The sequence below is a fragment of the Ruegeria sp. BA12 genome (assembly GCF_056539625.1).
On record NZ_JBQFVF010000003.1, the window covers coordinates 183215 to 197051 of the forward strand.

General features: G+C 56.3%; 7 protein-coding genes. 2 read left to right on the forward strand and 5 right to left on the reverse strand.

All coding sequences use genetic code 11. The annotated features are described in order from the left end of the window. Nucleotides 1-238 precede the first annotated feature (238 nt). Nucleotides 239-2005 carry an ABC transporter ATP-binding protein gene (locus tag ACR0B0_RS08805; RefSeq protein ID WP_170552109.1) on the forward strand — a complete coding sequence of 589 codons (1767 nt, stop codon included), beginning with the start codon at nucleotides 239-241 and terminating at the stop codon, nucleotides 2003-2005. Between the two features lie 66 nt (nucleotides 2006-2071). Here the strand turns inward: ACR0B0_RS08805 and ACR0B0_RS08810 are convergent, their stop codons facing one another. From ACR0B0_RS08810 to ACR0B0_RS08830, 5 genes are all read right to left on the reverse strand, one after another. Next, the gene (locus tag ACR0B0_RS08810) at nucleotides 2072-3382 is read right to left on the reverse strand and encodes an HlyD family type I secretion periplasmic adaptor subunit (RefSeq protein ID WP_480647377.1); all 1311 of its coding nucleotides are present in this window, start codon (nucleotides 3380-3382) and stop codon (nucleotides 2072-2074) included. Beyond that, nucleotides 3366-5513, reverse strand: coding sequence for a type I secretion system permease/ATPase (locus ACR0B0_RS08815; protein ID WP_170350005.1), 2148 nt, complete (start codon nucleotides 5511-5513; stop codon nucleotides 3366-3368). The genes ACR0B0_RS08810 and ACR0B0_RS08815 overlap by 17 nt, the downstream gene beginning before the upstream one ends. After that, entirely contained in the window at nucleotides 5510-6754 is a 1245-nt protein-coding gene (locus tag ACR0B0_RS08820; protein ID WP_170350006.1) for a TolC family protein, read from the reverse strand. Before ACR0B0_RS08820 ends, ACR0B0_RS08815 begins: the two co-directional genes overlap by 4 nt. A gap of 106 nt (nucleotides 6755-6860) precedes the next feature. Then, on the reverse strand, nucleotides 6861-7679 hold the full coding sequence (locus ACR0B0_RS08825) for a SapC family protein (RefSeq protein WP_480647379.1): 819 nt from the start codon (nucleotides 7677-7679) through the stop codon (nucleotides 6861-6863). 56 nt (nucleotides 7680-7735) lie between these two features. Beyond that, entirely contained in the window at nucleotides 7736-11632 is a 3897-nt protein-coding gene (locus ACR0B0_RS08830) for a beta strand repeat-containing protein (RefSeq protein ID WP_480647381.1), read from the reverse strand. Between the two features lie 156 nt (nucleotides 11633-11788). Between ACR0B0_RS08830 and ACR0B0_RS08835 the strand changes: the two genes are divergently transcribed. After that, entirely contained in the window at nucleotides 11789-13828 is a 2040-nt protein-coding gene (locus ACR0B0_RS08835; RefSeq protein ID WP_480647383.1) for a beta-propeller fold lactonase family protein, read from the forward strand. Nucleotides 13829-13837 lie beyond the last annotated feature (9 nt).

Genomic DNA, 13837 nt, shown 5'->3' on the forward strand with positions numbered 1-13837 from the left:
ACTAGAGCTCCTGTTGTGAATAATTTAGCAAAACCACTTCGTTACACGAAAAATAGGACAAAATCCTAATCCTGATGTCAGCTGGAACACATCGCTTTTATTATCTGCGCACGGGCTATGGATTCTTGGCGCAGTCGCGCATAACTAACACCATCCTGTCCGGGGGTTGCCGGTGCAATGCAGGTTAAGACCATGACGCTGCCGGGTATCGGAACAGCTAAGGGTTTTGGAGAGTAGAATGATCAAAAAAACCTTGGCCAAATGGCAATCCGGTCATATCGGCCGTTTGCTGGGCGAAAGCCTGCGCAGTCAGGGCTGGTTGTATGGGATCGCGATGATGGCCATGGTTGTGGTTGCCGCAACCACTGCCGGTACTGCGTGGATGATGGAAAACATCGTCAACACCATGACCGAGCCTGAGATGCGCTCGCAGGTCTTTCTGGTTGCCGGGGCTGTAATTGCGCTGTTTTTTGGCAAAGCGGCTGCCTCTTACGTACAGGCGGTGTTTTTGGCGCGGGCCGGAAACCGCATTATTGCCGTTCAACAAGAGCGCCTATACGCCAAACTGATAAAGCGCGGTGTGGGTTTTTTTTCCAGAAACGAATCCTCGGGCCTTTTGATGCGCGTGACGCAAGGGGCCCAAGCGGCCAGACGGCTGGTCAACGTCGTTGTCACCAGCTTTGTGCGCGATCTTCTCACATTGATCGGCCTGGTGTTCGTAATGGTCTATCAGCAACCTTTATTGTCTGTGCTGTTCTTTGTCGTCGGCCCAGTTGCATTGGTGAGTGTGCGTTTCCTGCTCAAGCGCGTTCGCTCGATCATGCAGTCCGAGATGGCGGCGCTGTCCGAGATCATCAAGGTTCTTCAGGAAACATCTGGTGGCATTACGATCATCAAAGTCTTTGCTCTCGAAGATCATATGGTCGGCCGGATGAATGGGGCGATCAGATCAGTTGAGAAGCGGGCAAATTCGATATCGAAACTGCAATCGGTGGCCAGCCCTCTGATGGAATTCCTGGCGGGCCTTGCCATAGCCGGGGTTCTGGTGATCAGCACCATAGGTATTGCAGGAAGCGGCCCAACCACCGCAGGTCAGCTGATGTCGTTCATCACGGCGTTGTTGATGGCCTACGAGCCCGCGAAACGTTTGTCGAAAATGCGCGTTGTCATTGAAACGGCACTGGTTCCGATCGGTCTGATGTTTGATTTGCTGGACGAAGAAGAGCCCATGCGGGAAAGCCCCGATGCCAAACCTCTGGAATCTGGACCGGGTGAAATTCGGCTAAGGGATCTCAGTTTTGGGTACAAGGGAAACCCCAATGTCATTTCGGATATGAACGTGACATTTGAGGCTGGAAAGACAACGGCTCTTGTTGGTCAGTCCGGTGGCGGAAAATCTACTATCTTTGGCCTGATCATGCGTTTTTATGATCCTGATAGCGGAACGGTTGAAATAGACGGGCAGGATCTACAGGGGGCAAGCTTTGCCTCATTGCGCCAAAAGATCTCGTATGTTGGTCAGGAAACGTTCCTGTTTTCCGCTTCGATTATGGAGAACCTCAGATTTGCGCGTCCCGAGGCAACCGACGAAGAGGTGACCGAAGCCGCGCGGGCCGCCCATGCACATGAATTTATCAGCAAGATGCAATTCGGCTATGACACGCAAGTGGGTGAGAATGGCGCGTTTTTGTCTGGCGGGCAAAAACAGAGGTTGGCCATTGCACGAGCAATTCTGCGAAAGTCTGAAATCTTGTTGCTGGACGAAGCCACCAGTGCCCTTGATGCAGAATCTGAAACCCTTGTGAAAACCGCGCTGGACAAGCTGACCGAGAATGTCACAACGATTGTCATCGCCCACAGGCTGTCTACCGTGTTGGAAGCGGACAAGATCATTGTCATTCAGGACGGTGAGGTTATTGAGGAAGGCAACTTGGAAACTCTGGTCGGGAACGATGGGGTGTTCCGGAAATTGTTTGATAAGCAGTTCAAACAACCGGTGTCCTGACAGCCGCCCCTTCTGTAGGATCTGGTCAGTAACGTGGACCTACAACCGGGCTTAACCCGTTTTGACCTATTCGCGCAGTGCCCTGTCTTTGACTTTGACCACAGGTTGCAGAAGGTATTCCAGCACCGTCTTTTTGCCCGACAGAATGTCAACTTCGGCAATCATGCCGGGGATGATTTCAACGGCCAGACCATTGGCATCCAGCATCGAGTTGCTGGTCTCAATTTCTACGACAAAAACTTCTTCGTCATTGCGTTCGGACCGCGTGATCGTGTCTGCACCGATGCGCGTGATTTGACCGTTCAAAGCCCCATAACGGGCAAAGTCATAGGCTGTGATCTTGACCTTGACCGGCTGCCCTGAGTGAAGAAAGGCAATGTCTTCTGGCCGCACATAGGCTTCGACAAGCAAGGTGTCGTTCAAGGGCACAATTTCAATCAATTCCTCTCCACTGCGGGCCAATCCCCCAATTGTGCTGCGATGCACCCGGTTCACGATACCCCGAACTGGCGATCGCACCTGTGCTCTATCGGCCCGGTTGCGCAGTGCTGGCAGAATGGGCTGCAACGCCGCAAGCTCTGTGGTCGCCAACGCCAGATCAGTCAGCGCGGCGCTGCGAAACCGGCTGCGCGTTGCACGGATGCGGTCTTCTATTTCGTCTAGACCAGTTTTCAGCCTGTTGGTCGCGGCCACGGCCCGCGTTCTGCGGCCTTCCCATTCGGCCTCACCACGGCGGAGCGTTAAAAGCGTTGTGGCTGGCTCCATTTTCTTTTCCACCAATGGCTGCATCATCGAGCGTTCTTCGGCCAGCAACTTAAGCGTCTGATCTGCTGTCACACGATCCACCAGCCCTTCCTCGTATTCCTGTTGGCGTTGCTGGCGCTGCCTTTCAAGAATTGCGATTTCAGCACGCAATTCGGATTGGCGCCCCTGATACAGCGCGGTTTCCGAATGCACGACCTCGGGGGACCCTTTGATCAGGTTCGGCGAAAACCTCAGTTCGGTCCCGTCAATTTCTGCCTGCAAACGTTGGGTGCGCGCCATCAGCCCGAATGCACGCTGTTGTTCCTGGTTTAGCTGACTGTCGATCTGGGTGGTTTCGAACTCCATCAGCAGCGTTCCTTTTTCAACCACTTGCCCTTCCCGAATTTTCAGGGATTGCAATACGCCGGGTTCAGTGGCTTCGATCACCTGAATGTCAGCCGAAGGCACGATCCGACCGTCAACGCGCGTCACGTCGTCCAATACGGTGAGATGCGCCCACAGTCCAAGCACGATGAGACAGGACGTAATCACCAACAAAAGCAGAGATCCACGTAGAGGTGAGCGTCCACGTATTTCACGCGCGAGTGTGGCCAGATCAGGATGCCGCGACATTCAGGTGCCTCCGTGTTTTGCGGACGTGTTGGGCCAGCAAGCTTTTCGGGCCGTCTGCGCCCACGCGCCCGCCTTCGATCACAATGACCCGATCCACCAGCTCCAGAAGGCTGGTGCGATGCGTGACGATGACCATCGTTGTGTCCTGCGTTGCCTGTTTCAGGCGACGGATCACTTCGGCCTCGGTTTTTACATCCATCGCGCTGGTCGGTTCATCCAGCAACAGGACCGGAGGTCGTCCGACCAGTGCCCTGGCCAAAGCAATGGCTTGCCGCTGACCGCCGGACAAACCTTCGCCCCGTTCCGCCAGTTTCAGGTCGTATCCATTGGGGGTATGAGCAATAAAATCTTCGACCCCGGCCACCTTCCCAGCATGGATCAAGTCCTGATCGCGTGGCCTGACGGTGCCGCTGTTTATGTTCTCGCGTACCGTGCCAGAAAACAGCCAGATATCCTGTAGGATCGAGCCAACGTTTCGACGCAGATCACCAGGGTCGATCTGCCGGATATCTGCCCCGTCCAGCAGAACCGACCCCGAGCGCGGCTGGTAAAGTCCAAGCAACAGCCGGGCCACTGTACTTTTACCCGAGCCGATTGGCCCCAAAATCGCGACCTTCTCACCCGGTTCAATTGAAAATGACACGCCGGCCAAAGTGTCCTCGGTCTGATCGGGATAGGCGAAGTGAACATCCTTGAAGCAGATCCGGCCTTCGAAGCCGTTTCGGCTTACCCAATTGCGTCCTTGTGGCCTTTCGCTTTCGGCCTGCATCAAGGCATCCAAACTGCGGTAAGCGCTTCGGGCCTGGTTGACGCGGGTCAAGGTTTGGGCAAGCTGTCCCAACGGGGCCAAAGCGCGCCCCGTTAGCATGACCGAGGCAACCAACGCCCCCATGCTGGCCTGACCGTCGGTGATCAGAAACACGCCATAGAAGACGATCAATACCTGTGCAGCCTGTTGGGTGAAACCGGTCAGATTCAGGGCAAACTGCGTCACCGTTCGGCTTCGCGCGCCGTGTGACGATTGTCGTTCTATCGCATTTTCCCAACGGGTTCGCATTTGCCTGGCCGCTGCGGTGGTTTTGATGGTCTCAAGCCCTGAAACCGTTTCCACCAGAACGGATTGCTTGGATTGCCCGTCTGAAAAGCTTTTCTCTGCCAGGCGTGCCAACACTGGTTGAACGGCAATTCCCGCAAGCAACACAATTGGAACCGCGAGGGCCGGGATAAGCGCCAGCGGTCCACCCACCAGATGGATGACAAAGATGAACAGCGCGATAAACGGCAGATCAACCAGCGCAACCAGCGTGGCCGAAGTAAAGAACTCGCGTAGAGTTTCGAACTCACGAACTGTGCTGGCCATGGCGCCAGTCGAGCCTGTACGCGATTTCATTCGGATGTTCAGAACCTGATCAAACACACGACGCCCCATCAGCATGTCGGCCTTTTGCCCGGCGCGATCAATGAACCCGGCGCGCAACAGCTTTAGGATGAAATCGAAGCCTAGTGCGAGGCCGACGCCGGCGGTCAGCGCAATCAGGGATTCAGTCGCTTCGTTGGGTAGAACGCGGTCATAAACCACCATGATGAAGATCGACGTTGAAAGGCCAAGCAGATTGGCGAGCGCTGCCGCCAGAATAACCTGTGTGTAAGACCATCGGTTTGCGGCCATTGCCGACCAGAACCAGTGCCCGGAATATGAGGAATCGCTGTTTGATACTTCGTCGCGATAATTGCGGCGAAACAGAAGGGCATATCCGGTGTAAATGTGCCTCAACTTATCTTCTGACACTTCACCGATATCAGCCCCAAGCTCAGGGTCGAAAATCAAAAGATGCCCATCGGGCGAACGACCGTGGTAAACAACGGCTTTATTGTCTTGCAACAGCAAAAGCGCTGGTGCCAGTTGGGTGTCGAAATCCCGCAGCTTTCGTTTGCCGTATCCGGCCTGCAAACCAGCCCTTTGTGCCACTTCGATAGCGTCACGGAGGGTAAGTTCCCCGGTCGTTCCTGATTGCGCGGCATACAAAGTGGCGCTTGTCATCGGCCGATCCAATTGAGCCGCGACGTGCAACAGGCATTTTTCCAAAGGCGTAAGCTCGGGGTCTCGTGAAATTGGCAGCAGTTGTGTCATAGACCCTCACCCCACTTGGCCGATGAAATCCCCAGAAGGTCCAGAATGTCACCAGTGAGGCTGAGCGCGGCATAGTTGGTCAGGAAAAAATTCTGCTCAGCCAGGATCAATCTTTCCTGAGCGTTCACATAATCTCGTTGCGCGTCCAGGATTTCGATCAGACTGCGCCGTCCTATTGTGAATTGCTCGCGTGCTGCTGAGACACTGTCGGCGTTGGCCTGCACTGCGATGCGGGCGGCCTGCAGCCGCACTGCGCCAGCTTGCTGATCCGAGCGAACAAATTCCAACTCTCGCCGTATGTCCCGGATTACAGATTCTCGTGTGAATTCAGCCTCTTTGACCTGTGCCTCTGCCGCCGCAATTGCAGCGCGGCGCTGTCCTGTGCTGTCGATCTCGTAATTGAATGACAGGTCGACGCCGAAATTCGCGTCATTCCTATCATCCCGATCAGCAAAGGCTGCAACCTGAACGCCAGGCTGGCGCCGGGATTGAGCAGCAGCCTGCTCGGCCTTTGCGGATAGCAGCGCTGCATCCGCCCGCCGAACCTGTGGGCTGTCCATCACGATCTGAGCATCAGTTCTCGACAGTTTTGGGGCCGCAACCGGAGGGGGCAATACCCCGGGGGCAGAGCCGAAAAATTCGCGAAACTGAGCATCCGCACGATCTAGTCTGGCCTCAGCATCCGCCAATCTTGTCTGCGCGTCAGCCATGCGAGAGCGGGCCGCCAGAACATCCGCATTTGAACCTACACCCTGCGCGGTTCGCTCGGCTATTTGGCGAAGCATTTCTTCGTGAGCCGACACGTTCTGTTCCGATATGCCCAGGATTTTCCGCCTGTCAAGAACCACAACATAGGCCTCGATTGCCGAAAGCGCGATTGCCGCTGCGGTTTGCAACTGGTCGCCCCGGCTTTGAAGCACGCGGGCTTTTGCGGCAGCCAGGTCATTCGAGGCCGCGCCGCCGTCATAGACTAGCTGCGAAATTCGCAAATAGGGGGTAACGTCAGCAATATCCGATTCAATGCGCTCGGATCGTGCGTTTACGCCGATGGACACTTGCGGTAAGAACGCCCCTTTGGCGGCGTCCTCATTGGCAGCAGCGACTTCAAGTCGAGTTGCGCTCTGCGCCAAGTCGGGGTTGGATTCGACAGCGACCCGGACCTTTTGACCAAATGCACTTTGCGCAAGCCGCGGTGAAGGAGCGTTCGCGCCCGCGCCCACTGAGCCACGGGAAAGCGACATTTCAACCCCCGTCAGTTCGGGTGCGGGCGTGCAAGCCGAAGACAACGCGGCGAGACAGATTAAAGCTGCAAATTTTACTTTGCGATCATGTATTGGCATAGGTGTTTCACACCCCACTGGTTCCAAGAAAGTCGTCATTCTGAGCGTTGGCCATGGCATAGAGGAAACCGGAAATATCTGAATTTTCCGTGTATTTTTCTTGCGGGTTTTGCTGTGCAAGCTGTTGATGAGCCCGGGATAACCACCCGCAATGTGACAGTGAAATCTGATGCGCGTGGATCAAGAAAAGAGCACCCGAATCGACCAGTTTCAGCTTTTCAACCTGCGACAAAGTCTTGAGCCGCTGGACTGACACCCCAAACTTGTCCGGCGGCAGGGGTATCCCATCATGTGACGCAATTAATTCGAACAACCCAAGACTATCGATGATCTGACACAGGGCCAGGGTTGCCTCACAGGCCGCAGCGCGGGCTTGAAGAAAGATTTTCACCTCACGCAAAGCAGGTGAAACGGCTCCGGTATTGTCAAAAAATGCTTCGTCCTTTGGGTCGTCGCTTAGCAACCCAGAGGATTCATCCACATTTAATTGAAACAGAGGTGCCTGATCTGCCTTTTTGCGACCGGTGGGTGCGACCTGAAAAGGATAGCAACGTAAAGCAGAGGGCACATAGGCGGCAAGCCACCGGCCCGCCTGCGATACAAATGGAGTAGGCCTATCTTTGAGAACGGACAATATACCGGTTGGCTCATAACCTCTGGCTGTTTTCTTGAACAAAATGGGAAAAGTGGCGGCCGCTTGTTGAGCTTCTTGAAAGACAATTGCGCATTCAGCGCGATTGGCCGCGAATTGGTAAGACATGAAACGTGTCCAGTAACGCCGCCCATGCCGGGAAAAGGTGACTGGAACCAGGCCATTCTGCGCCATTTTTACCCCGTGATTTGAGTGACCGCCGCCAGAAACGGCGGCAGCCGAATTTCTGTTCAGGCTGTGGCCCCGGTGGGGTCGGTGTGCAGGATGTTGTCCGCACTCAGACCGCTTAGGTCATCCAATCCGGAGAATTGCGCCACGGTTTCAACCGTTGCAGAGTTCGGGGCGGTATAGTCGACTTTGACTAGCACACTGTCGGTCCCATCCGTCGCCATCACGTAAATCTCGTCGCCAGTTTGAATCCCGGTCAGGCTTTCAACTGCAGTTTCGATCGTGTTCTCAGACAGGTCGCCCAATACCGTAGTCAGACCGACGACCCCGGTATCTGCGCCGATGGCGTCACCGACGGCCAGTGTCTCGACATCGGTGCCATCTCCGCGAAGTGTTCCGAAGCTTAGGCCGCTGAACATCACAGCATCAGACACTTCGGTCGCGGTTCCAATTGAAAAGCCTGTCACTGTATCGACGCCGTTTGCGGCTGGATCAGCTTCGAATAGGATGACGTCGCGCCCAGCGTCCGAAACGTCAATCGCATCATCACCGTCTTGACCGCGGATAAAATTATCCAAATCAGAGGCTACCAAGGTGTCGTCGCCGCTGGTGCCAATCTGGTAAACGCTTGGACCACCATCCGGGGTCGTGATCGTCAACTCGATGGGCTGATTTGGGTCAACAACGGTCATCTCGAATGTAACCAGAGGCTGGTTCAGATCCGTGAAGGTGGTTGCTGCACCGGCAAAGCGGATCACGTTCCCTCCGATCGGGTTGGACACGAAGAAATCGAATGCCCCGTTGCCAACATCCGACCCAGTGTCGAAGGTTACGACGGATGGGTCAAAGCCCAGTTCTGCCGTCATTGCAAGACCGCTTGAGATATCCCGATCAGCATCTGCATAGATCTCGAATGTCACGGTGTTCCCGCTGATTCCGGCCTGTGTAATGACGTAAGCGGCTGGTTCATGGGCCGTATTGTCATCGTTTGCGGTTAGGGGATAAGGACCACCGGAAACAGTTGCGTCCGCTGCAAAATCAAGGTCGTCACCTGCGTTAATCCCCGAGAAATTCGAGGCAGGAACAGCTAGAGACCAGCTTCCATCTGCGGCGACCGTCGCAGAACCGACGGGGCTGCCGTTCAGGGTGACGTCCACCGCCTGACCTGCACTTAGTCCGGCAGATGTGCCCGATACGGTTACACCTGACGCCTGCGCGTCGGCCAACGACACAGCGCCGTTTGAACCGACAGGGTTTATGGTCAATACGGGCCGAAGGTCAGTGGTCAATGTGATGGTCGCCGAGGTGGCCGGGTTTCCGGCCTGATCGGCTACACTGGCTGAAATCGGATAGCCCGTACTGTCTGCAAGGGCCGCCAGATCAGCGGAAGGAACGGTTGCAAACCAGAAACCACCCGACGCGGTACCGGTATACGTTTGGCCATTCAGGCTGACGGAAACGGTTTGCCCATCCTCGGCACTGGTCGTGCCCGAGATCGTGAGGTCGCTGCCTTGCTCGGTCACGTCCAATTCGGTTCCAACCGGCAAGGGGTCGAGAGTCACTGTCGGAACAGTGAAATCAGTGGCAAAGCTTGTGGTGTCCTGCGCGCTGTTGCCTGCCGCGTCGGTTACCGAAGCATCGACATCATATGATACGCCATCCTGCAATGCGCTAAGATCTGCAGCCGAGGCTGTATAGCTCCAACTGCCGCTATTGACCGTAGCGGTGCCCGTGACATCCACGGTTCCGTCGGGTCGGGCGATTTCGACCGTGACAACCGTGCCGTCTGCGGCGTCAGAGGTACCGCTGACAGTCAGGTCTGTGCCTTGTTCCACGGCATTCATGACGGCGCCATCCGACAGGCCTGTGACGCTGATCGAAGGGGCGGTAAAGTCTGTATCAAAGCTGTTGCTGGCCTGGATCGCCGGATTTCCCGCCGTGTCGGACACGTCTGCCGTGACCGGAATGGTGACACCGTCAGACAAGGCGGCAAGATCCGCCGCAGGAACAGTGACAGACCATGCGCCACCCGAGGCCGCCCCGGTATAGGTCTGACCGTTCATCGAAACCGTCACGAGCTGACCATCTTCGGCCGTGGTCGAACCGTTGATGGTCAAGTCTGTTCCCTGCTCGGTTGCGTTCAGAACAGCGCCATCCGAAAAACTGTCAATGGACAGGGTCGGGGCGGTTGCATCTTTGGCAAGAGGTACACTGGCTTGAGGTGCTGCCAGCCCATCGGTATCGGAAACGTCAGCAGTCACCGCAAAGCTTCCTCCGTCAGCCAGGGATGCCAGGTCAGCGGCCGGAACTGTCACGCTCCAACTCCCGCCCGAGACCGTGTCTGTATAGGTTTGGCCGTTCAAGGTAACGGTGACCTGCTGGCCGTCTTCAACATTGGCCGTCGATCCCGAGATTGTCAGATCGGACCCAACCTCGACCGCGTTGAGAACCCCGCCAACGGATAGCGGAGAAACGGAGATAGACGGGCCCGTCAAATCAACAGGAACAGAAGCCGAAGCCGGGACCGAAATGTTGCCGGCGGCATCGCTGACCGTGACATTGACGGTTGCCGGAACACCCGTCGATAGCCCGGTCAGATCGGCGCTTGGGACTGTTACGCTCCATGCGCCACCCGTGGCCGTGGTTGAATATGTTTGACCGTCAAATGTGACGGAAACCGTCTGACCGTCGACAGCTGTGGTTGACCCTGTCAGGGTCAGGTCGGCGCTGACATCGATCAATTCGATAGACCCGCCGGCAACAGGGTCCAGAGTAATCGTCGGAGCGGTAAAGTCTGTATCAAAGCTGGCATCGGCTTGTGTTGCCGAGTTACCTGCCTGATCGTTGACATCTGCGGTGACCGCAAATGTGGCACCGTCCGGCAGGGTCGCCAGATTGGCGGCAGGGACCGATACGCTCCATTGTCCGCCAGCAACAGTACCGGTGAAGGGTTGTCCGTTGATCGTGACGACTACGGTTTGCCCATCCTGGGCGTTCGTTGTCCCGACTACGTTGAGATCAGTGGTCTGTTCCGAGGCATTCATCACCGCCCCGTCCGAAAACCCTGTAATGGTCAGGGTCGGTGGGATGGTATCCACGGCAAATGTCACTGTTTCTGCTGACAATTCCGCGCCCTCGGCGTCGAGATTGCGGACCGTTACGGTTTGCACGCCCTGTGGCAAGGTTGCGGCCTCGGCAGGAGTCAGCGAAAGGCTCCAGCTTCCGTCATCTTCGGGGGTTACGGTTTTGGTGAGCGATCCGATTGTCACTTCGACAGTTTCAGTACCCTCTGGTGCAGTCAGTCCAGTGCGTGCCGTGCTTAGCATATCGCCCTGCGAACCTGCCAAGTTGAGAACCGGATAGCTGGGTGTCGGTGCAGGCGCAGGTGCGGGTGACGGCGCGGTATCGTCGTCTCCGCCACCGCCGCCGCCACCCCCGGCAGCGGCTGCAGCACCCGCCAAACCAAGACCACCCAGCGCCGCGGTTGCGCCGCTAAGACCTCCTGCCGCTGCAGCGCCTCCGGCCTCTGCCAGGCTGAACTGGGCAATCTCGGACACGGCGTCTTCGGCGATCATGATTGCGCCACTATCAAGCACCTGTACGTTTTCGGCGGCGACAACCATCTTGCGACCATCGGCCAATTTCAAAAGAACGTCGCCATTGTCCAACAGCTTGACGGATCTTACGCCAGGAATCGTTTCCGCGAATTGGAATGCATAAAGCTCTTCGATTGTGGCCTGCGCCAGGGCGGGCAGCGCGAGGATCGTTGACCCGAGCCCGCCAACAATGCCACGTCCGGCCCAACGGCGCATCTTGCCGTCAATCCACTGGCGGATGTGTCGCTTGCGTTCGGTATCAGGCTGAGCATCGGCCGGGTTGATCTTGGATTCAGGTTCTTTGGTCATCTTGCCCTCACATGTGGTTTCCGCATCCGCTCGAAGAATCCAGGTTTTGTTCATCTGTCTTTCTCTTCGGTGACTCATGCGGTCGGACCAGAAAAAATTGAGTTAAACTGAAGCCGAACTCCTCGTTTTCTCCACATTCCAGCTTTGGTTTCGGACTGGGCATCGGATCATCCTGTAATCGGTGCCGGGTGTGGCGTGGGGTGATTGGATATGATGCTTCAGTTCGAAGGAGTGGTTGCAACGGGGAGCGCAGCGCTCGATTCAGGTATCGGCCATACGGCTTTAAAAACGCTTAATGACGTCACGTACCTGTACAGCGTGACCGGTCCGGGCGGCGGTATCGCGGTTTGGAAGCTGGTCGAAGGTGCGCTGCCGCAATTGCAAGACACCGAATATTTTAGTGGAACGATAACGTTTCAGGTTGGCGATACCGGTATGCCTGTAACGCTGGCCGGAGACGATCAGCTTGTTCTGGATGTACGTACGGCGACTGGATTGATCGGGTATGACCTGAACCCAGATGGAACCGTAGGCCCGCTTCAGGAAACGGGGACACTGACCGGCGGCGGAGATATCTCGGCCCTAGTGCAGTTCGGCGATATCCTGACCATCGCGCACGAATCGACACGGCAGATTGCAACCTATACCGTGAACGGGGACGGCACATTGAGCCTGTCGGCGTCGATCGCGGGGCAGGCTGATTCGATGCAAGTTCTGCAAGCCGGGGCGGATCATTTCGTGATTGCAGCCGACGCGACCACCGGCACGATCAGCACCTACAATGTCGATCAAAACACCGGTGCTTTGACAGTGGTCGACAACAGCGACGCGCTAGCGACTTTAGGGATTACTTCACCGACGGCGGTCGAAGTGGTGCAAGCCTATGGCCAATCCTGGGTCATTGTGGCAGGGGCAGGCAGCAACTCGCTGAGCGTTATGGAGTTAGCGGGTGACGGGCGATTGATCCCCACGGATCATGTTTTGGATTCCTTGCATACACGGTTCGAAACGGTTCAGGATTTGGCCGTGATCGAGGCTGACGGGCATGTGTTTATTGTTGCTGGTGGCGGCGATGATGGCGTTTCCCTTTTCACGCTGACACCTGGCGGGCAATTGGTGCATCAGGACAGCTTTGCCGACACTATTCATAGCGGGTTGCAGAATGTCGAAACATTGAGTGTTGCCCATGTCGGGGACGAGCTTCAGATTCTTGTCGGCGCGCAACAGGATGAAGGCTTGACGCAACTCAGCGTTTCGATTGCGGATTTGGGCATCGTGCGCGATGGCTTTGGTACGGTGACGGGAACTGCGCAGAATGACATGCTCAGCGGCAGTATCCTCGAAACAACCCTGATGGGTGGCGCAGGTGACGACATTCTGATCGCAGGTATCGGCGCAACAACCATGCATGGGGGTGCCGGCGCGGATATCTTTGTTATGCAATACGGCAGTGACCCCACAACAATTAACGGTTTTCAGGCCGGAACCGACCGGTTGGATTTATTCGACTATCCGCTGCTGCGCACTCCAGGGCAACTGATGTTCACAGCCACGGCGCAGGGGGCGCAGATTGAATTTCTCGATGAGGTCATCGTGATCAACTCTTCAACCGGAGGGCCCCTGACCAGCGCCGAAGTCTTTGGTGCGGGCTTTGGCGGGCCGGATCATATCCCTGTCGATTTTGGCGATTTTGGTGGGTTGGATCCTGGCAGCTCGGATGGGGTGCAGGGCACTGTGACTGTCAACTCCGAAACCGCGAATCCTGGCCTGTCGGACGCTGAGATTCGATTTACACCGGATGGCGGCGGAACCATCAGCTTCAGAGCGGATGGCGAGGGGCGGTTCGATCTGGATTTGCCGTCAGGCACATTCGAGGGGGAGTTGGATATCATCAAGACCTATTCGACGGCCAGCTATGAGATCACGGCGCTGGATGCGTTGCAGGTCTTGCGCATGTCGGTCGGGTTAGACCCGACCTGGGGTCCGGCCACGCCCGAGAACCTGATCGCGGCCGATATTACACAGGACGGAATGGTCAATGCGTTGGATGCGCTGGCCATCTTGCAAATAGCCGTAGGTCTGCCCACCGCGCATGAAGCGGAATGGGTTTTCCTTGATGATGACGCAGACCTGTCCGGGATTACCGAGAACAATGTCAGTTATGAAACCGGTGTCGATGTCACTGTGGTCGACAATGTGATTAGCACCGATATGACCTCGATCCTTCTGGGCAACCTCGAACCGGTCTGAAACCGCAGC